Consider the following 18,406-nt stretch of genomic DNA (forward strand, 5'->3'; position numbering starts at 1 on the left):
GTCTGCCGTCATGGCAATGCGCGGTTGAACCGGCTGGCGGGCCGCAGGAGGATCCAGGTGAACAGGCTCGACGAGGCCGTGGCCAGCCAGAACATGAAGAAGCCGATGCTGTAACCCAGTCCCCTGCTGATGTCGATCGACGGGAACGTCATGTCGCGCAGCGTCAGCGGGTCGACGAAGGCGAAGAACACCATCGTCGCCACGCCGGCGGCGAAGAAGCTCGGCCACACGATGGCGCCGATGCGCTGGGCCAGCGGCCGGACGGGATGATCGAACGGGGGCGGGGCAAGCTCGCTCATCGTGCAGCTGGTCCGTTGGTGGGAGCGGCGCCCGGGGCCTCGCCGTGGGACAGTGACCACACATAGGCCGCCACCAGGCGCGCGCGCGTCTCGCCCAGCAGCTGCCGGTGTGCCGGCATCGATCCGTGGCGTCCCTTGGCGATGGTCTGCACGAGCGACTGCTTGCTGCTGCCATACAGCCAGTAGTTGTCGGTCAGGTCCGGCGCGCCCATGGTCGTGTTGCCCTTGCCATCGATGCCATGGCAGGCCACGCAGATGCCCTCGTACAGCTTCTTGCCCTGTGCCGCCATGTAGTCGTTGTAGAGCGGCGCATCTGGCTGCGACAGCGTACGCACGTAGGCGGCGACGTAATCCACCGCGTTCTCGCCCCCCATCCCGGTGAGCACGGTGCCCCATTCGGGCATCACACCCTCGCGGCCGTCCAGCACGGTTTCCAGCACGCGGTCCGGCGTGCCGCCCCAGTGCCAGATGTCATCGGACAGGTTGGGATAGCCGATGGCGCCCTGCGCCGAGGAGCCGTGGCAGGTGGCGCAGGTGTTGCTGAAGATCGAGCGCCCCAGTTTGCGCGCGGTCGGATCGGCGGCCAGTACGTCGATGGGTTTGCCCTTGAAGGGCGCGAAGGTGGTCTCCAGCCGCGCGTCGTCGCGGGCCTTGTCCTGGGCGTGTTCGCCCGCCGAACTCCAGCGCCCGTACCCGGCGAAAGCGCCCATCCCGGGGAACCAGAAGAGGTAGCCGATGGCGAACGCGATCGTCAGCCAGAACAGGTTGATCCACCACCTGGGCAGCGGCTTGTTGTACTCGGTGATGTCGCCATCCCAGATGTGGCTGGTGTCTTCGGGCTTCGGGTCGCCCGGACGCCGCTTCGCCGTCCACCACAGCAGCCAGCCGCAGCCGCCGATGTTGAGGACGACCAGCGCTATGACGAACCATGACCAGCCGCCGCTCATCGAGCGTTCTCCTGCCATTTGCGATCGACCGGGGCCTGGTGGAGCAGAGCCTGGTCGAGCGGATCCTCATCAAGCGGCAGGCGTGCCGCCTCGTCGAAGTACCTGCGCCGGCGGGGGCTCCAGGCCCACGCCCAGCCCGCGATGAACACCACGAGCAGGATGGCGGTCACGATGCCGGACACCATGGCTCAGCCTCCCCTCGGTGCGTGCTTGCCGAGCGCCTGCAGGTAGGCGACTACGGCGTCCAGCTCGGTCTTGCCGGCCACGTCGGCCTGCGCCTGCCGGATCTGCGCGTCGGTGTAGGGATCGCCCAGCCGTTGCAACGCGGTCATGTGGGCGGTGATCTGGCGGCCATCGATCCGCGCCTCGGCGAGCCAGGGGAAGCTGGGCATGTTGGATTCGGGCACCACGTCGCGCGGATTGAGCAGATGCACGCGATGCCAGTCGTCGGAGTAGCGGCCGCCGACGCGCGCCAGGTCCGGACCGGTGCGCTTGGAACCCCACTGGAACGGCCGGTCGTACACCGATTCGCCCGCCAGCGAGTAATGCCCGTAGCGTTCGGTCTCGAAGCGCAGGGTGCGCACCATCTGCGAATGGCAGTTGTAGCAGCCTTCGCGGACGTAGATGTCGCGGCCAGCCAGCTGCAGGGCGGGGTAGGGCTTCACGCCCGGCAGGGGCTCGATCGCCTCGGCCTGGTACATCAGCGGGACGATTTCGGCCAGGCCGCCGAAGGACACCACCACCGCGATCAGCACCGCCATCAGGCCGATGTTCTTCTCGATCTTCTCGTGCGCGTTGCCGCTGGACTTCTTGTCGCTCATGGGGATTCCTCAGGCGCGCGCATTGCCGATGTCGGGGACGAGCACCGGTTGCGGTGCGCGGACGGGAGCGGTGGCGAACGTCTTCCACGTGTTGACCGCCATCAGGACCATTCCGGCCAGTACCAGCACGCCGCCGCCCATGCGGACCAGGTAGTAGGGATACGTGGCGTGCAGCGCTTCGACGAAGCTGTAGGTCAGCGTGCCGTCGGCATTGGTGGCGCGCCACATCAGGCCCTGCATCACGCCGGCGATCCACATGGAGGCGATGTAGAGCAGGACGCCCAGCGTATGCACCCAGAAGTGGGCGTCGATCCAGCGCGTGGAGTACATCGATTCGCGGCCCAGCAGGCGGGGCAGCAGCGAATAGATGGAGCCGACCGAGATCATGGCCACCCAGCCCAGCGCGCCGGCATGCACGTGGCCGACGGTCCAGTCGGTGTAATGCGAGAGCGAATTGACCGTCTTGATCGACATCATCGGTCCCTCGAAGGTGGCGATCATGTAGAAGCTGATCGCCACGATCAGGAACTTGAGGATCGGGTCGGTGCGCAGCTTGTGCCACACGCCCGACAGCGTAAGGATGCCGTTCATCGCGCCGCCCCAGGAGGGCGCTAGCAGGATCAGCGAGAACACCATGCCAACCGACTGCGCCCAGTCGGGAAGGGCGGTGTATTGAAGGTGGTGGGGGCCGGCCCACATGTACACGGCGATCAGTGCCCAGAAATGCACGATCGACAGCCGGTATGAGTAGATGGGACGTCCCGCCTGCTTGGGCACGTAGTAGTACATCATCCCCAGGAAGCCGGCGGTCAGCATGAAGCCGACGGCGTTGTGGCCGTACCACCACTGGACCATCGCATCGACCGCGCCGCTGTAGACGGAATACGACTTCCCCCATCCGGCCGGGATGGCGATGTTGTTGACGATGTGCAGCAGCGCGATGGCCAGGATGTAGCCGCCATAGAACCAGTTGGCCACGTAGATGTGGTTCACGCGCCGCCTGGCGATCGTGCCGAAGAACAGCACCGCGTAGGACACCCACACGACCGCGATCAGCAGGTCGATCGGCCATTCCAGCTCCGCGTATTCCTTGCCCTGCGTCAGTCCCATGGGCAGCGTGATCGCGGCGGCGACGATCACCGCCTGCCAGCCCCAGAACACGAAGGATGCCAGCCGGTCGGAGATCAGCCGAACGTGGCAGGTGCGCTGCACCACATGCAGGGAGGTGGCGAACAGCGCGCTGCCGCCGAAGGCGAAGATCACCGCGTTGGTGTGCAGCGGCCGCAGGCGGCCGTAGTTGAGCCACGCAATGCCTTCGAACAGCGTCGGCCAGAACAGCTGCGCCGCGATCAGCACGCCCACCCCCATGCCAACGATGCCCCAGACCACGGTGGCAATCGAGAACTGCAGCACGACCTTGTCGTTGTAGTAGCCCATAGCGGCGCCGTTGGGCGCCAGCGGGGCGGATGCCGGACCGGCAGCCGATCCGCCTGCCGGCGCATTCGTGTCGTAGGTCATGGGAAGGGACACAGGTGGGGTCGGCCTATTTTTCCCGCGGTGCAACAAGGCGATCTTGATCTGGATCAAGTGTGTTGCGTCCGCCGCTGGCTTCCTGGCGGTCCTGCGGGCTGGCGATTGCGGGATCCGCCGTGGCCGCTGCGCTGGCCTCCCTTCGGCGGTAAACAGGGAAACCGTGGGCCCGGGGATATGGCGGCATCTGGGCGGAGCGTTTCCAGGCCGCTCCCGACATATCGCGGCATATGCCTGGAGGGTTTCTGGGTCGCTCCGGACATATCGCGGCACGTGTCGGGAGGGTTTCTGGATCGCTCCGGCCATATCAGGCCATATGTCCGGAGGGTTTCCGGAACGCTCCGGACATATCCGGCCATATATCCGGAGGGTTTCCGGAACGCTCCGGACATATCAGGCCATATGTCCGAAGGGTTTCCGGAACGCTCCGGACATATCAGGCCATATGTCCGAAGGGTGTCCGGAACGCTCCGGACATATCGGGCCATATGTCCGAAGGGTTTCTGGATCGCTCCGGCCATATCGGGCCATATGTCCGGAGGGTTTCCGGAACGCTCCGGACATATCAGGCCATATGTCCGAAGGGTTTCCGGAACGCTCCGGACATATCGGGCCATATGCCCGGAAGGCTTCCGGACGCTTCGGCCATAGGGCGGGATCTGCCCGTAGATGGCCCGCAGTTCCAGGCCCCTTCCCTGCGAAGCGGGAGAAGGTCGGGATTGGGGCGGACGCTGGCGGCGTGCCGGATGAGCCTGCAACCCGGGCCACTCCCCAAGCCTCCCCGCTGCGCAGGTTGCGCCAACCCTCTGCTGGCGCAGGGGAGGAAGAGGGATTACGGCGTGGCCGCTGCCCGAACGGCGGCCAGGAATTCCGGGTCAGGCACGCTGCCCATCTGCTCGGTACGGGCAAGGATGCGACCGTCCCTGTCGAGCAGGACCAGGGCGCTGGTGTGGTTGAACTCGCCGTCTGCGAGTTGGCGGTAGCGGATGCCCAGCACCCCGGCCACGGCGCGCACGTCACCGGCTGGTGGCGCGGCCAGCGTCCACCGCGTCATGTCCAGCTTGCGCTTGTCGACGACGGCCTTGAGCGCAGCCGGATCATCACGCTCCGGGTCCATGCTGATCAGCAGCACGCCGATGTGCTGGCGTTGCGGGGCCGTGAGCCGCTTGTCGATCGCTTTCCCGGAATCCACGATCAGCGGACAGATGTACTGGCACGACGTGTAGAACATCGCCACGATCTGCGGTTGGCCGCGGCGGCCGCGCCAGTCCTGTTTCGCACCGCTGTGGGTGGTGAGCAGCAGCGGCAGCTGGTAGACCGAATCGCGCGGCAGGGGCGCGGCATCGCGTCCGGACGCGGCCAGGCTGGCCGAGCCGAGCAGCGTGGCGAGAGCGCCGATCATCAAACCGACCACCCGGCGCCGCGCTGCCGTCCGCGCGCGCGAAGGGGCTGGAAAGCGCGGGTCTGGCGTCTGCATCAGCGTGCACTCCTGGCGCAGCGGAATCCGAGATTGGCGGTGGTGTTGGCGCCTTCCAGCGAGGACAGCATGGCCACCCGCATCAGCACGGCGTAGTTTTCGCGATCGTCCATCGACAGCGCTCCGGCGCCGCAGAACTTGGCCTTGTCGGCGTCGCCCTGGTTGCGGTTGTCACCAGACACCAGCAGCGAGGAATAGTCGTCGGTCCATTCCCAAACCAGCCCGTGCAGGTCCTGGACGCCCCAGGCGTTGGCTGTCTGCAGCCCGGCGCGGGGCAGGGCCTGGTTGGAGGGACGCGAGTACCACGCCAGGATGCGTTCGCGCCATGCGGGGTCCTTGCGGGCGTCCTTCCTCGTCTCGTCGGCGGCCGCCGCGTATTCCCATTCCGACCACGTCGGCAGCCGGGCGCCGACGGATTCGCAGTAGGCGTTCGCCGCGAACCAGCTCACCCAGACCACCGGCTGCTCGGGAAGCGCCGCCGGGCCCAGCCGGGTCGGCGATTCCCAGTGGGACAGGTAACGGGCTTCGGCGAACACGCCGGCTACGTGGTTCCGCTGCCACTGCGGCAGCCTTGTCACGAAGTCCAGGAACTCGGCATTGGTGACCGGCCTGCGCATGAGGGCAAACGGCTTGATGCGCACGCCATCTTTCGCGTCCTCGTACTTCAATGCGGATTGGAAGCGACCGCCCGGCAGCCCCGCATACCGCGCAGCCCCGTCGCCGGCGAGGCCGGCGAGGGGCAACACGAGCAGGAGCAGGGCCGCGAAGTGGCGCATGGCGAGCGTCAGTGGCCGCCGGAGGCGTTGGAGGGCTTCTGCTGGCGGATGGCGGCCGCCTCGGCCTTGGTGACCCGGCCACCGGGATTGCCCCAGCTGTTGAGGACGTACGTGGCGATGTTGGCCACCTCGTCATCGGTCAGCTGGTTCATCGGCGGCATGTTCGAGTCGTAGTCCTTGCCATTGACCTTCACCGGACCAACCAGGCCATGCAGGATCGCGGTGGGCACGCGCTTGGTGTCGCCCGCGATGTAGTCGGACTTGGCCAGCGGCGGGAATACGCCTTCCATGCCCTGACCTTCGGGCTGGTGGCAGGTCGAGCAGGTCCCGGCGAACAGGGCCTTGCCGGCATTGATCTGCTCTTCGACGGAAAGGTCGCCGGCCTTCGCCGATGCCGCCGCGGTGGCCACCGCCTGCATGTTGGGCTGTGCCCGATCGCCCAGGTAGACGTAGTCGACCTCCTTCCCGGAATAGATCGCCTTGTTGTCGGCGCCCTCGGCCTTGAGGATCGCCAGCGCGCCCTTGTTGAAGGCGCGGAAGATGGAATGGTCGACCAGCACGTAGCTACCCGGTACCTCCATGTGGAATTCCATCATGGCCGCGCCGCCGGCGGGGATCAGCGTGGTCTGCACGTTTTCCTGGAACTTCGTGCCGCCCTCGTACCACACCTTGTCGAAGATCTCGCCGATGACGTGGAAGCTGGAGACCAGGTTCGGTCCCCCGTTGCCGACGTACATGCGCACCGTGTCGCCCACCCGGGTGGCCAGCGCCTTGTCGCCGGTCAACGCGCCCTCGCTGCCGTTGAACAGCACGTAGGTCGGGTGCTCCTCGATGGCCTTCTCCATGTCGAAGGGCTGGTGCCCCTTCTCGCGGTACTTGCCGGTCGTATAGAAGTCGCCCTGCATCACGTAGAACTCCTTGTCGACCGGTGGCATTCCCTGCGGCGGCTCGATGAGGATCAGGCCGTACATGCCGTTGGCCACGTGCATGCCAACCGGCGCGGTGGCGCAGTGGTAGACGTAGAGGCCTGCGTTGAGGGCCTTGAAGGTGAAACGCGAGGAGTGGCCGGGTGCCGTGAAGCTCGATGCCGCGCCGCCACCGGGACCGGTGACGCCGTGCAGGTCGATGTTATGGGGCATCTTCGATTCGGGCATGTTGCGCAGGTGGAACTCGACGGTGTCGCCCTGCCGCACGCGGATGAAGCTGCCGGGCACGGTGCCCCCGAAGGTCCAGAAGGTGTAGGTCACGCCTTCGGAAATCGGCATCTCCTTTTCGACCACATCCAGCTCGACAATGACCTTGGCCGGCGCCGTACGGCCCGTGGCCGGTGGCACCTGTGGCGGCGAAGTGAGGACGGCCTTCACCGGCGCGCCCTGTGGTGGTCCGAAGTCGCCCTTGCGCGAACCGCCGGTTTCGCCGTCCCCCGCTGTGGCCTGCGAGGCATCGGTGTCGGCGTTGTCGGGCTTGCCGGAGCTGCAGCCAGCCAGCGCGAGCGCGGCCACCACGGCAAGGGCAAGAAGTCGGGTCACCTGTTTCATGGATTTCCCCTTTCCTTTCCTGGAGGGCCCGGATGGGCCATTGCGGAAATCGTGGAATCGCACGCCTGGGGCGGTGTTGATGCAGATCAAGCCCCGGGGAGCGTGCCATCGACTCCCGTATGGCGGCTTGATCTGCATCAAGGTCGGGGCCGGGCGCGCGGAAGCCTGGCAAGCAGTCCGGAAGCGATCGGTTCCATGTCGACGCCCGGGATGCTCCCAGCTCGCGCTGGCCGCCGCGATCGGCGATGGCGCCCATTGCGGATCATGGGTCAGTCCGTCGGGGCCGGGCATGTGTGCCGGCGGCGGGCATCAAGCTGCATGGCTGTCCGGGAATCTGAACCGGTCGCGCCTGATCCTGCCAAGTGCGGCCACCGTTGGCCACGCCGAAGCTGCAACCGCGATCCGCCCGCGTGCGCGTCTTTCCGGCCAGCATCTGCGGCTCCATTCGCCAGCGCATGGGATCCGCATCTTGATTTCCGCCGTTGCAGAACGGAAATCCTCGGGCACACTGCGCAGATTCTTCCAAGGCGTTACCCATGTCACGGCCTGCTTCACTCGATACTCAACAGTTGATCGAATGCGCCAACGGCGCGATGTTCGGCCCCGGCAATGCCCGGTTGCCGGCCCCGCCGATGCTGATGTTCGACAGGATTACCCGGATCGACGAGAAGGGCGGCGCGTTCGGCAAGGGACAACTGGTCGCTGAACTCGACATCAGGCCGGACCTGTGGTTCTTCGCCTGTCATTTCGAAGGTGACCCGGTGATGCCCGGTTGCCTGGGGCTGGACGCCATGTGGCAACTCGCCGGCTTCTACCTGCCGTGGCTGGGCGAGCCCGGCCGCGGCCGCGCCCTGGGCGTAGGCCAGGTGAAGTTCACCGGCCAAGTCCTGCCCACCGCGAAGCTGGTGCGTTACGAGATCGATGTACGCCGCGTCATGCGCGGCAAGCTCGCGCTGGTCATCGCCGATGGCCGCACCTACGTCGACGACCGGCTCATCTACGAGGCCGAGGGGCTGCGGGTGGGGCTGTTCCAGTCCACGGAGGGTTTCTGATGCGGCGCGTCGTCGTCACAGGCATGGGCGTCGTGTCGCCGCTGGGCAATGACGCGGCCACCGTCAGCCAGGCGTTGCGCGAAAGCCGCAGCGGACTTCGTGTCGTCGCCGAGCAGGTCGAACGAGGGCTGCGCAGCCATGTGGGCGGGGCCTGCGACATCGACCTGGACACGGCGATCGATCGCAAGCTGCGGCGTTTCATGGGCGACGCGGCCGCATATGCGTATGTCGCCATGCGCGATGCCATCGCCGACGCCGGGCTGTCGGAGGAAGCCGTCCGCAGCCCCCTCACCGGACTGATCGCGGGCTCCGGCGGCGGCTCGCCGCAGTGGCAGATCGAAACCGCCGACCTGCTGCGGGAAAAAGGCGTTCGCCGCGTCGGCGCGTTCATGGTCCCGCGCACGATGTGTTCGACCGTGTCGGCGAACCTGGCCACCGCCTTTGGCATCCGCGGCGTCAGCTATTCGTTGTCGGCGGCCTGCGCGACCTCGGCCCATTGCATCGGAGCGGCGGCCGACCTGATCCGCCGGGGTGCCCAGGACATCGTTTTCGCCGGTGGCGCCGAGGAACTGCATTGGGGCATGACTTGCCAGTTCGACGCGATGGGCGCGTTGTCGACCAAGTACAACGACACCCCCGAACAGGCGTCGCGACCCTACGACGTCGGCCGCGACGGCTTCGTCATCGGTTCCGGCGCCGGCATGCTGGTGCTGGAGGATTACGAACATGCCCGCGCCCGCGGTGCAACCATCCATGCCGAACTGGTCGGCTATGGCATCTCCTCGGACGGCGCGGACATGGTGGCGCCGAACGGCGAGGGCGCGGTGCGCTGCATGCGCATGGCGCTGCAGGGCCTGGACGGGCAGGGTGTCGGCGACATCGACTACCTCAATACGCACGGCACGTCCACGCCGGTTGGCGACGTCGTTGAACTGGAAGCAGTGCGCGGCGCGTTCGGTGCCGGCATGCCGCCGCTGTCGTCCACCAAGGCCCTCACCGGACATTCGCTCGGTGCGGCGAGCGTGCATGAGGCGATCTACAGTCTGCTGATGCTCCAAGGCGGATTCATGGCCGCGTCGGCGAACATCGAAACCCTCGACCCGCGTGCCGAGGGATTCCCGGTGCTGAGGGAGATGCGCGAAGCGCCCCTGCAGACGGTGATGTCGAACAGCTTCGGCTTCGGCGGCACCAACGCGACGCTGGTGTTTTCGCGCGCGTGAATCCGTGCGTGATCCCGCGCGGCCTCCGGCACGCGCGGCACGCAATGAGCCAGGCATGAAATCCTTCGTCGCCTGACCCAGGTCAATCGCGTCGGTGCGCCCGCCGTGCATGCTGGACTCCCAGCATCCCGAGGGCTTTTCATGAACATGGCCTCCACCCCGGCGGAGCCGGTCCATCCGTTCGATGCGCGCGGAATCGGCAAGCGCTTCCGTCACGCCGCAATCTTTGGGGCGCTCGATGCGCTCCATCCCGGCGAGACGATGCGCTTCATCAACGACCACGATCCGCTGCCGCTGCTGGCGCAGCTGCGCGAGCGCTACGGCAAGACGCTGATGATCGAGTACCGCGCCCGGGAATCGTTCGCGGTCATGATCGACTTCACCGTCGCCGCGGGCCGGCCTGGGGACGATACCGGCAGCGGATGTTGCGGCGCCTGTGGCTGATCAGAATCCCGCGGTCTGCGGTGCGCTGCGTCGGCGAGCGCCAGGCCGGCCGCGTCTTGAAGGCATCGGCGCGCCTTCAAACCATCCTCAAGCCCGGTGTTGCCACGTAGCGGGCCAGCGCACGCTGCCCGGGCTCCGGATCGATCCCGCGCGCCCGTAGCCACCCGGCGTCGAAGAGTGTCTGCTCGTAACGGCTGCCGCGATCGCACAGCAGGGTGACGATGCTCCCGCCCAGGCCGCGATCGCGGAGGGTTTCGGCCAGGCGCAGGCAGGCGATGAAGTTGGTGCCTGACGAGCCGCCGTATCGGCGCCCCAGCAGCTCCTCAAGCAGCCACGCGGCGGCGATGGATTGCTCGTCCTCGACCTCGATGACGTGGTCGACCACGTCGAACACGAAGCCAGGTTCCACCCGGGGACGACCGATGCCCTCGATCAGGCTCGGCTGGCTGGCCCGCGCCTCCGGATCGCGCAAGCGCCAACCGTGCGCGAAGGCGCCGCCCGCGGGCTCGGCCACGCAAAGCTGCGTCGACAGACCCCGGTACCGGAGGTACCTGCCGATGGTGGCCGAGGTTCCTCCAGTGCCCGCGCCGCACACGATCCAGGCCGGTTCGGGGTACGGCTCGCGCGTCATCTGATGAAGGATCGACTCGGCGATGTTGTTGTTCCCGCGCCAGTCGGTGGCGCGTTCGGCCAGATTGAACTGGTCGAGATGGCAGGCCCCGCGCGAGGCGTGCCACGCGGCGCGCGCATGGACCTGGCTGGGCTCATCCACCAGATCGCAGGCGCCCCCCAGCGCCTGCACATCCGCAATCTTGCGCGGTGAGGTGCATGCCGGCATCACCGCCACGAACGGAAGCCCCAGTTGCCGGGCGAACCATGCCTCGGAAATGGCCGTGCTGCCCGACGATGCATCCACCACGACCTGGCCCTCGCGCAGGCGGCCGTTGCACAACGCATACAGGAACAGTGACCGCGCCAGTCGATGCTTGAGGCTGCCAGTGGGATGTGCGGCTTCGTCCTTCAGGTACATCGTGACGCCAGGAAACGCTGGCAGATCAAGCCGTAGAAGGTGCGTGTCCGCCGACCGCATGGCTTCCTGCTCCAGGATTGCCAGGGCCCTGCGGGTCCATTGGCGATCTGCCGCCGGATCGGGCGACACCGCGCGCGGGGCATCAGGGAAGCAGGAGCGGGACATGCTCGAGCTCACGCCAGTGCGCGCACGCGCGCGGCGAGGTAGTCGAAGTAGAGGTCGATGTAGCTGATGCCGTTCTCGGCATCGATGAGATACGGATTCATCAGGGTGTGCCTCAAGATCACCAGCCGGTCGTCCTCGTCATCGAAGCTGTCCGGTTCGAGCTTCAGCTGTGTGCAGATGCTGCAGATCCCCATCGCCGGCGAACTGCGGACGCAGGGTCGTGATCGACCCGAAGAACTCCTTGACCTGCAGCGGCCGGCTCGGATCGCACCGGAGTTCCTCGTGCAGTCGGCGCACGAATGCGTTGGCAGTGCGGACGTCGGAATTCCCGGCGGGATTGAGGGCAAGGCAGACCAGGTTGCTGTCCGGCGCGAAAGGCACGCAGGCGTGGACCACGTCAGCCAGTTCGGCGGCGAACCGCAGGGCGCGGGCATGGAACGCCTCGGCGGCGAGTACTGTCTGCCTCGGCAGCAGGCCGAAGTTGGCGTGGTCCAACGGCAGCACGCGGTGGGTGACGTAGACCGCGGCGGCGGAGGCGCCCGGCTTGGAGCCTTCGGGAATGAACTGGCCCAGCCGCCGATAGCGCGCCATGTAGTCGCCGGCGCTTTCGCCATCGAACACATAGTCGGCATTCTCCGCGAGCAGTGCCATGGCTCGATGGTCGCGGCAGATGAAGGCGCCCGCGCCGTAGGGCAGGTAACCGAGCTTGTGCGGATCGACCGTGACCGAATCGGTCGCCCCAAGCGCCGCGAAGGCCGCATGGACCTCGGGCCGGGGAAAGTGGCGGAAGCCCGCGGAGACCTCCTCACGGCTGCGCAGGCTGCCGTCGGCGTTGCGGAACAGCGTCGCCAGATAGCCGCCCCAGGCGCCGTCGACATGCACGCTGAAACCCAGGCCACGCGCCTGCGCGGCATCGCGGGCCGCCACCACGCGATCGACCGGATCGATGGTGCCGTACTCCGTGGTGCCCAGCACCGCCACCGCCATCAGGATGGGCTGGCGTTGGTGCCGGCAGCGCTCGACTGCGTCGTCCAGCGCGTCGGCATCCAGGCGCATGCCGCATCCGGGCAGCAGCTCGAGCTGAGCGCTTCCCAGACCGAGGAGCTTCATCCCTTTGCTCCAGGAGTAATGCGCCGTGATGGGCGCCAGCACGCACGGCGGCGAGAGTTCCGGGTGGCGGGCGAAGAAACCCGTCAGCCCGAGCGTCTCGATCCGTTGCTCCTCCACGCGTGACTGCCAATGGCGGCGCCGTGCGGAAGGCTGCGTGGCGAGCCACCGTTGCCAGCGGTCCAGGAGCGCGATCGCGCCCGCCGGGCCCGTGTTGAAGGCCTGCCAGTCGTTGCGTGGCACGTCGATATCGGGTACGCGTGCCGCGCGCAGCGCCACCGGGAACGCCTTCAATGCCAGCGCGAGCCGCAGGGCCTGGTAGTTCGCCAGGGTGCCGCCGGAGGTCAGGTGCCCGAACGCGCAGTCCTCACGGGCGGGATCATCGGGGTAGCCCAGCATGCGGGCCAGTTGCAGTCCGGCGCGCACTTCCATCTCGACGGTGACGGGCGCTGCGTCGTCGCTGACGTTGTTCGGGTTGTAGGGCAGGGTGAGCATCTGCGCCGCCAGGCCCGGCAGCAGGAGATCCGACGCCATGTGCCCGATGTAGCGCGGGCTGTGGAACGGCACGGACTTCTTCAATGCCGCCGACAGCGCGTGCAGCTCACGCCGCATGCGCGCTTCGAAGGCCTGGTAGCCAGGCTGCTGGGAAGCCCGCGTGGAGATCGCGGGCGGGTCGTCGGGATGGAAATTGCGCCGCCAGAAGACGTGGTCGCGGAGGAACTCGACCACCATTTTCTCCAGCAGGGAATCGTTCTCGCCATACGGACCCAGGAAGCAGGCGTCGAGCATGTCACGGCCAGGAGGCGGATCGGGGCGTTTGGCGCGGTCGCGCACCGCCGCCAGCGTGAAGGGCATTTCAGTCTCCGGGCCATGGGCCGCTGCGCGACACAGATGTGTCCAATGCCAGCGTAGTGCGCGCAGGATGGATCGCGTTGATGCAGGTCAAGCGGGCCGTATCGCGTGCCGTAACGAGCGTGGGCGCCTTCCGGCGCACACGAATGCAGCCTGCCGTCGTCAGCCTGGGATCATCCGGCAAGGCGTGCGCGCGTCGACGCGGGTCGCAGCTCGTCGGCGAAGCCGTGGTTCACGTCCCGGTGGCCGGCCTCGTCGGCGCGCACCGCGAGCACGACGTCGCGCAGCCGGGCATCGTCCGGCAACTGCCAGTAGTCGCGGGCAATCTTCGGCGCCGGCACGTTCTCGACGCGTCCGCTGTCGATTTCCTGCAGATACTGGCTGTAGCTCACCACCGCCTGTTCCTCGAAGTAGCCGACCAGGCGATGGGCCGTGCGCGGCGACAGCAGGTACAGCATCAGGAAGAAGGTGAAGAAGCCGGCCTGCGAGACGAGCACCAGCGCGCGCTCGAGCCAGTTGGGCCGCGCGATCTCGATGAAGGTCATCAGGTGCATCCTTTCGTTCTCGGCTTCTTCCATCAGCGTGCGGATCCAGCCGTGGTCGTCGCGCATCCACCTCAGGCAGCGCAGGTGGACGAGGGCCGCGCCCACCAGGCCCGGTACTGCCGCCACCGTTTCCAGCACGATGGCCCGATTGCCGTAGCGCTTGGCGAAGAAGGTGTCGGCCAGCAAGCGCAGGCTGCGGGTGATGCCCAGGGCGATGCGGTCGGACCAGTCGCGGCTGTCGTGGTGGATGTCCAGTTCGACGAGGTCGGGTGTCTGGACGACAGGGGTAATCAGGGCGTTCATGGCAGGTGGACCTCGCGTCAGTGCAGCCTGTTGACTGCTTGACGAAAAGGCTACGCCGCCGGCTCGTGGCGCCCTTGATGTGGATCAAATCCGTCCCCGCGGATTCCGCGGGCGGGCAGGCTGGGCTGAAGCCTTCAGGCGCAGCGGCCGGTTTCAATCAGCCGGCCCACCACGTATAGAACCCGAGAGGATGGTGGGCGCGGGCGACCGAGTAGATCGCGGCGAACGTGAGCAGCGCGCCCACGTAACACAGCACCTTTTCCCGCCGGCTCTTCGCGCGCCTCATGGTCATCACGCCCAGAACGACATAGATCACCAGCAGGATCAGTTTGAAGATCAGCCAGCCATTGGCGAACACGGCGCCGGGCAGGATCGTCAGCAACATCAGCGCGGCGGTCAGCAGGGCAGTGTCGATGGCGTAGCTGGCCCACTTCACCGGCAGGGATTGCGGCCAGTGCGCACCCAGCAGGACGAAGGCCCCACGCACGGCGAACAGCGACCCGCTCAGCAGGGCGATGAAGATATGGAACTGCTTGATCTGCGGGTAGAACGCGATCATGGCGTCTCCGGGACTGGAAGGTTTGGGTCAGCCCGGCTTGCCGTCGGTGCGGGGGGACAGGTAGATCCGCCCGAGCCAGATCACCCAGGGCGTCAGCGCGATCAGCCAGCCGATGGCGGCGATGGCCTGCATGCGCATTCCATCGGCGCCGAACTCCGCCGCGATCCGGATCAACGTGACCCCTTGGATGAGGGTAAAAGCGAACCAGGCCGCGCCCGGCATGACCAGCGCGCGGCCCGAGTGTCCCTGGGTAACGCGCGTGACCATCGCGATCAGCACGCTGCCGAAGAAGCCGACGAAAAGCGCATGTGCCGGCGCGCGGCCCAGCGCGTAAACCCCGGTCTGGAGGTACGCGATGCTCTGCGCGGCATAGAGCAGGAATGCCGCGGGCAGCCAGGCCAGCCCGAGGAAGAGCACGGTCAGCAATGCCGGCTTCTTTCCGCGCGGCCACCAGCGGTACCAGAGCACGACCGCGAGGAAAAGCAGCGGCAGGTCGACGATCCAGAGCCACGCGTAGGCGTGGACCAGTTCAAGCGCCAGGTGCGCCAGCACGAGCGCCCAGAAGGCCGCCAGCAGCCACAGCGGCCGCCACGGTGTGTAGTGGGCGACCACGTTGCCAGTGAAGAACGGGAACATCCGGTGCGCCACCGTCAGGTACATCGGCAGCAGGAAGCCGAAGGTGCCCACCTTGATGCTGGCGAACGCCCACAACGGCGAGCCGCCGAGCAGGAAGACGGTCCAGGCGGCGAGGCCCAGCAGCCCGAGGATCAGGGCACCGAAGCAGGAGCGCGCGTGCCACGTGACGCCACGTTCCCGCCAGAGCAGCGGCGCCAGCGTGAAGACGCCAGCCAGCCAGCCCGCGAGCGTCATCAGCACGCCCACCACGATGCCGGCGTTCCAGCCCGGCGCTCCCAGCAGCGTCGCCAGTTGGCCCCCGAACAGTCCCAGTCCGACCGGCAGGTAGCGCCACGGTTCGAACTCGCGCAGTCCCATCCAGCGCGGAAACACGGTGAGCAGGAAGCCGAAGATGAAGCTGGCGAGCATCTGGTACTGCATCACGAACGCGTGCAGCCAACCGGCGTACACCTCGGGCTGCGGCATCTGCAAGACCGGCCATCGCGCGGCGACCAGCCAGGCAGCCCACCACAGCATTGCCAGCGCGACGTTGCTGGCGCCCACGAAGAACATCAGCCGGTGCGGGGCGCGGGCCAGCAGGCGGGGCGAAAAGCTGGAGGCAGGGAGATCGCGATCGGTGTGCATGCGGCCAGTTTGGGCGAGGCGCCTGGACGGCGCGTTGATCCATGTCAGCTGTGGCGCGGGGTCGTCGGCAAAAAGTAAGGGGCGAGGCGGGATCGCCTCGCCCCCGTTTGGAATGGACGGTGGTCAGAGGTCCGCGTGGTCCACATCACCTGCGAGTACGGGCAGGGGGCGGGGGGCCACCCACAGGCGGAACATGAACCAAGCCAGCGCGATTGCGCCCACGCTGAACACCGTGTCGCCCGGCACGCGCATCCACACCAGCATGTCGACGATGGGCTTCTGCATGAATTCGGCCGAACGGGCATAGGCGTAGCCGTGTTCGATGGCGGCCAGCAACTGCATCGTGCCCAGTGGCAGCAGGGTGAACACGGCCATCATCGCCAGCCCGATGTTGAAACACCAGAACGCGACCTTCAGCGCACGCGTGTCCCATACCATCTGTCCGCGCAGCCCTCGCATGCAGAACAGCACCAGGGCGATGCCGAGCATGCCATACACGCCGAACAGCGCGGTGTGGCCGTGGAGCGGGGTCAGATTGAGGCCCTGCATGTAGTACAGCGAGAGCGGCGGATTGATCAGGAATCCGAACAGCCCCGCGCCCACCAGGTTCCAGAACGAGACGGCGATGAAGAACATGATCGGCCAGCGGTAACGGACCATCCACGGCGTCGCCTTGCCGAGCTTCCAGGTGTGGTAGGCCTCGAAGCCGATGTAGGCCAGCGGCACCACCTCCAGCGCGCTGAAGCTTGCTCCCAGCGCCACGACGGCGGTCGGGGTGCCGACGAAGTAGAGGTGGTGCAGGGTGCCCAGCACGCCACCGGACATGAATACGATCGTGGCGAACAGCACGGCGGTGGTGGCCGACTTGGCCTGGATCAGGCCCAGTCGGGTGAAGATCAGTGCCATGACCGCCGTGGCGAAGACCTCGAAGAAGCCTTCCACCCACAGGTGCACCAGCCACCAGCGCCAGTACTCGACTTCCGAGATATGCGTGTGCTCGCCCCACATCAATGCGGCGCCGAAGAACAGCCCGATGCATACCGTGGACAGGAACAGCAGGCCCACGATCGACTTGGTTTCGGTGTGCGGTCCCCGCAGTACGGGCCAGAGTGCGCGGCCGACGAGGGTGAGCCACAGCAGCAGCCCTACGAACAGGAACCACTGCCAGAAGCGGCCCATGTCGGCGTATTCCCAGCCCTGGTGGCCCCACCAGAAGTTCAGGTCCAGGCCCAGCTTCTGCATGACCGCCAGCCACTGGCCGGCGAACGAACCCACCACGATGAGCAGCAGGCAGACGAACAGGAAGTTGACGCCGAGCCGCTGGAATCTGGGTTCATGCCCGGACAGTGCCGGTGCGATGTACAGACCTGTTCCCAACCAGGCCACGGCGATCCACAGCACGGCCAATTGCGTGTGCCACGTTCGGGTGATGGAGTAGGGCAGCACGTCGGACAGCATGAAACCGTAGGCCTGCTGTCCTTCGACCTGGTAGTGGGCCGTCATCGCGCCCAACAGGATCTGCGCCAGGAACAGCGCCAGCACGACCCAGAAATACTTCGCGGTCGCACGCATCGACGGTGTCACGCGCAGCGCCGCCATCGGGTCGCTGGAGGGGATTCGGTGCGGCACCTCGTGCGCGTGCGTGCGTGCATGATGCCAGCCGAGCAGGCCGATGCCGCCCAGCAGGAAAAGCACACTGAAGGCCGACCACAGCCAAAGCGGCGCGGGAGGTGCATTGCCGACCAGTGGCTCGCTGGGCCAGTTGTTGGTGTAGGTGACCTGCTTGTCCACCACGCCGCCGGGTGACGGCACCATGGCGTCGCCGATCTCACGGGGACGCTCGGTGGTGGCCGCCCAGGCAGTCCACCAGAAGAACGCGGTGAGCGCGCGGCGGTGCCCGGCGTCCGGCACCGTGTTGTTCTTCATGGCATAGGCTTCACGCAGCGCCTGCGTGCTCGGGTCGTTTCCGAACAGGCTTTCGTAATGCGCGGCTACGTTAGACAGCGCGGCGATCCTGTCACGCTGCAAGGTGATCGTGCCGGTGGCCGCGTCGTAGGTGTTGGCGCGCATCATCTGTTCCAGACGCCCACGCAGGGCCGCCTGCTGCTCGGCGGGCAACTGCGCATACGTCGCCGCGCCACCTTCTGCACGCGCCCACAGGTCGAGCACGCCCATCGCCTCGCGGTGCAGCCAGTCAGCGCTCCAGTCCGGCGCGACATAGCCGCCATGCCCCCAGATCGAGCCCAGCTGCATGCCGCCCATGGACTGCCATACCTGGCGTCCGCGCTGGATGTCGGCGCGGGTGTACACCGTCTGGCCGCTTTCGCTCACCACGCGCTCGGGCACCGGTGGCGCGGCGCGGAAGATCTCCGTGCCGGCCCACAGCAGTACCGCGAACGAGGCGATGAGCAGAGTGGCCAACCCCAGCCACAGCTTCTTCGTGTTGCTCATGACTTAGCTCCCAGTTGAACTCGAGCATGC

17 protein-coding genes are annotated in these 18,406 nt (G+C 66.9%); 3 read left to right on the top strand and 14 right to left on the bottom strand.

All coding sequences use genetic code 11. From position 1 onward, the window contains the following. Positions 1 to 8 precede the first annotated feature (8 nt). From I8J32_RS12990 to nirK, 8 genes are all read right to left on the bottom strand, one after another. Complete coding sequence (locus tag I8J32_RS12990) at positions 9 to 299, bottom strand: hypothetical protein (RefSeq protein WP_200612894.1); 291 nt, start codon at positions 297 to 299, stop codon at positions 9 to 11. Continuing rightward, positions 296 to 1,246 carry a cytochrome-c oxidase, cbb3-type subunit III gene (gene ccoP / locus I8J32_RS12995; RefSeq protein ID WP_200612897.1) on the bottom strand — a complete coding sequence of 317 codons (951 nt, stop codon included), beginning with the start codon at positions 1,244 to 1,246 and terminating at the stop codon, positions 296 to 298. The genes I8J32_RS12990 and ccoP overlap by 4 nt, the downstream gene beginning before the upstream one ends. Continuing rightward, entirely contained in the window at positions 1,243 to 1,431 is a 189-nt protein-coding gene (locus tag I8J32_RS13000) for a cbb3-type cytochrome oxidase subunit 3 (RefSeq protein ID WP_200612900.1), read from the bottom strand. The genes ccoP and I8J32_RS13000 overlap by 4 nt, the downstream gene beginning before the upstream one ends. Before the next feature lie 3 nt (positions 1,432 to 1,434). Further along, positions 1,435 to 2,067, bottom strand: a complete 633-nt coding sequence (gene ccoO, locus I8J32_RS13005; RefSeq protein ID WP_200612903.1) for a cytochrome-c oxidase, cbb3-type subunit II — start codon at positions 2,065 to 2,067, stop codon at positions 1,435 to 1,437. Positions 2,068 to 2,076: 9 nt separating this feature from the next. Next, positions 2,077 to 3,504, bottom strand: coding sequence for a cytochrome-c oxidase, cbb3-type subunit I (gene ccoN, locus I8J32_RS13010; protein ID WP_200613195.1), 1,428 nt, complete (start codon positions 3,502 to 3,504; stop codon positions 2,077 to 2,079). 925 nt (positions 3,505 to 4,429) lie between these two features. Then, positions 4,430 to 4,999 carry an SCO family protein gene (locus I8J32_RS13015; RefSeq protein WP_200612905.1) on the bottom strand — a complete coding sequence of 190 codons (570 nt, stop codon included), beginning with the start codon at positions 4,997 to 4,999 and terminating at the stop codon, positions 4,430 to 4,432. A gap of 74 nt (positions 5,000 to 5,073) precedes the next feature. Then, positions 5,074 to 5,850: a formylglycine-generating enzyme family protein gene (locus I8J32_RS13020; protein ID WP_200612907.1), complete on the bottom strand. Its 777-nt coding sequence runs from the start codon at positions 5,848 to 5,850 to the stop codon at positions 5,074 to 5,076. A gap of 8 nt (positions 5,851 to 5,858) precedes the next feature. Then, complete coding sequence (nirK, locus tag I8J32_RS13025; protein WP_200612909.1) at positions 5,859 to 7,388, bottom strand: copper-containing nitrite reductase; 1,530 nt, start codon at positions 7,386 to 7,388, stop codon at positions 5,859 to 5,861. 536 nt (positions 7,389 to 7,924) lie between these two features. Between nirK and fabA the strand changes: the two genes are divergently transcribed. From fabA to I8J32_RS13040, 3 genes are all read left to right on the top strand, one after another. Beyond that, a complete protein-coding gene (gene fabA / locus I8J32_RS13030; protein WP_200612911.1) occupies positions 7,925 to 8,440 on the top strand; it encodes a 3-hydroxyacyl-[acyl-carrier-protein] dehydratase FabA in 516 nt (171 codons plus the stop codon). Beyond that, a complete protein-coding gene (gene fabB / locus I8J32_RS13035; protein ID WP_200612913.1) occupies positions 8,440 to 9,660 on the top strand; it encodes a beta-ketoacyl-ACP synthase I in 1,221 nt (406 codons plus the stop codon). Before fabA ends, fabB begins: the two co-directional genes overlap by 1 nt. A 141-nt stretch (positions 9,661 to 9,801) precedes the next feature. Continuing rightward, positions 9,802 to 10,104, top strand: a complete 303-nt coding sequence (locus I8J32_RS13040; RefSeq protein ID WP_200612915.1) for a DUF2249 domain-containing protein — start codon at positions 9,802 to 9,804, stop codon at positions 10,102 to 10,104. A gap of 76 nt (positions 10,105 to 10,180) precedes the next feature. Here the strand turns inward: I8J32_RS13040 and I8J32_RS13045 are convergent, their stop codons facing one another. From I8J32_RS13045 to I8J32_RS13070, 6 genes are all read right to left on the bottom strand, one after another. Next, positions 10,181 to 11,299 carry a PLP-dependent cysteine synthase family protein gene (locus tag I8J32_RS13045; protein WP_200612917.1) on the bottom strand — a complete coding sequence of 373 codons (1,119 nt, stop codon included), beginning with the start codon at positions 11,297 to 11,299 and terminating at the stop codon, positions 10,181 to 10,183. Positions 11,300 to 11,437: 138 nt separating this feature from the next. Further along, positions 11,438 to 13,261, bottom strand: a complete 1,824-nt coding sequence (locus I8J32_RS13050; protein ID WP_245156333.1) for a pyridoxal phosphate-dependent decarboxylase family protein — start codon at positions 13,259 to 13,261, stop codon at positions 11,438 to 11,440. Between the two features lie 170 nt (positions 13,262 to 13,431). After that, positions 13,432 to 14,106: an alternative oxidase gene (locus tag I8J32_RS13055; RefSeq protein ID WP_200612919.1), complete on the bottom strand. Its 675-nt coding sequence runs from the start codon at positions 14,104 to 14,106 to the stop codon at positions 13,432 to 13,434. 157 nt (positions 14,107 to 14,263) lie between these two features. Further along, positions 14,264 to 14,665: a SirB2 family protein gene (locus I8J32_RS13060; protein ID WP_200612922.1), complete on the bottom strand. Its 402-nt coding sequence runs from the start codon at positions 14,663 to 14,665 to the stop codon at positions 14,264 to 14,266. A gap of 27 nt (positions 14,666 to 14,692) precedes the next feature. Continuing rightward, positions 14,693 to 15,925, bottom strand: a complete 1,233-nt coding sequence (locus tag I8J32_RS13065) for an NnrS family protein (protein WP_200612925.1) — start codon at positions 15,923 to 15,925, stop codon at positions 14,693 to 14,695. A gap of 123 nt (positions 15,926 to 16,048) precedes the next feature. Continuing rightward, positions 16,049 to 18,376 (bottom strand): nitric-oxide reductase large subunit, encoded by a 2,328-nt coding sequence (locus tag I8J32_RS13070; protein ID WP_200612928.1) that lies wholly within the window; start codon positions 18,374 to 18,376, stop codon positions 16,049 to 16,051. Positions 18,377 to 18,406: the final 30 nt, after the last annotated feature.

Origin of the sequence: Lysobacter solisilvae, assembly GCF_016613535.2 — a bacterium.
Classification (GTDB): domain Bacteria; phylum Pseudomonadota; class Gammaproteobacteria; order Xanthomonadales; family Xanthomonadaceae; genus Agrilutibacter; species Agrilutibacter solisilvae.

Bases quoted from the DNA above. Each gene is read 5' to 3' on its own strand.
- I8J32_RS12990 (WP_200612894.1), bottom strand. From the start codon at position 299: ATGAGCGAGCTTGCCCCGCCCCCGTTCGATCATCCCGTCCGGCCGCTG.
- ccoP (WP_200612897.1), bottom strand. From the start codon at position 1,246: ATGAGCGGCGGCTGGTCATGGTTCGTCATAGCGCTGGTCGTCCTCAAC.
- I8J32_RS13000 (WP_200612900.1), bottom strand. From the start codon at position 1,431: ATGGTGTCCGGCATCGTGACCGCCATCCTGCTCGTGGTGTTCATCGCG.
- ccoO (WP_200612903.1), bottom strand. From the start codon at position 2,067: ATGAGCGACAAGAAGTCCAGCGGCAACGCGCACGAGAAGATCGAGAAG.
- ccoN (WP_200613195.1), bottom strand. From the start codon at position 3,504: ATGGGCTACTACAACGACAAGGTCGTGCTGCAGTTCTCGATTGCCACC.
- I8J32_RS13015 (WP_200612905.1), bottom strand. From the start codon at position 4,999: ATGATCGGCGCTCTCGCCACGCTGCTCGGCTCGGCCAGCCTGGCCGCG.
- I8J32_RS13020 (WP_200612907.1), bottom strand. From the start codon at position 5,850: ATGCGCCACTTCGCGGCCCTGCTCCTGCTCGTGTTGCCCCTCGCCGGC.
- nirK (WP_200612909.1), bottom strand. From the start codon at position 7,388: ATGAAACAGGTGACCCGACTTCTTGCCCTTGCCGTGGTGGCCGCGCTC.
- fabA (WP_200612911.1), top strand. From the start codon at position 7,925: ATGTCACGGCCTGCTTCACTCGATACTCAACAGTTGATCGAATGCGCC.
- fabB (WP_200612913.1), top strand. From the start codon at position 8,440: ATGCGGCGCGTCGTCGTCACAGGCATGGGCGTCGTGTCGCCGCTGGGC.
- I8J32_RS13040 (WP_200612915.1), top strand. From the start codon at position 9,802: ATGAACATGGCCTCCACCCCGGCGGAGCCGGTCCATCCGTTCGATGCG.
- I8J32_RS13045 (WP_200612917.1), bottom strand. From the start codon at position 11,299: ATGTCCCGCTCCTGCTTCCCTGATGCCCCGCGCGCGGTGTCGCCCGAT.
- I8J32_RS13050 (WP_245156333.1), bottom strand. From the start codon at position 13,261: ATGCCCTTCACGCTGGCGGCGGTGCGCGACCGCGCCAAACGCCCCGAT.
- I8J32_RS13055 (WP_200612919.1), bottom strand. From the start codon at position 14,106: ATGAACGCCCTGATTACCCCTGTCGTCCAGACACCCGACCTCGTCGAA.
- I8J32_RS13060 (WP_200612922.1), bottom strand. From the start codon at position 14,665: ATGATCGCGTTCTACCCGCAGATCAAGCAGTTCCATATCTTCATCGCC.
- I8J32_RS13065 (WP_200612925.1), bottom strand. From the start codon at position 15,925: ATGCACACCGATCGCGATCTCCCTGCCTCCAGCTTTTCGCCCCGCCTG.
- I8J32_RS13070 (WP_200612928.1), bottom strand. From the start codon at position 18,376: ATGAGCAACACGAAGAAGCTGTGGCTGGGGTTGGCCACTCTGCTCATC.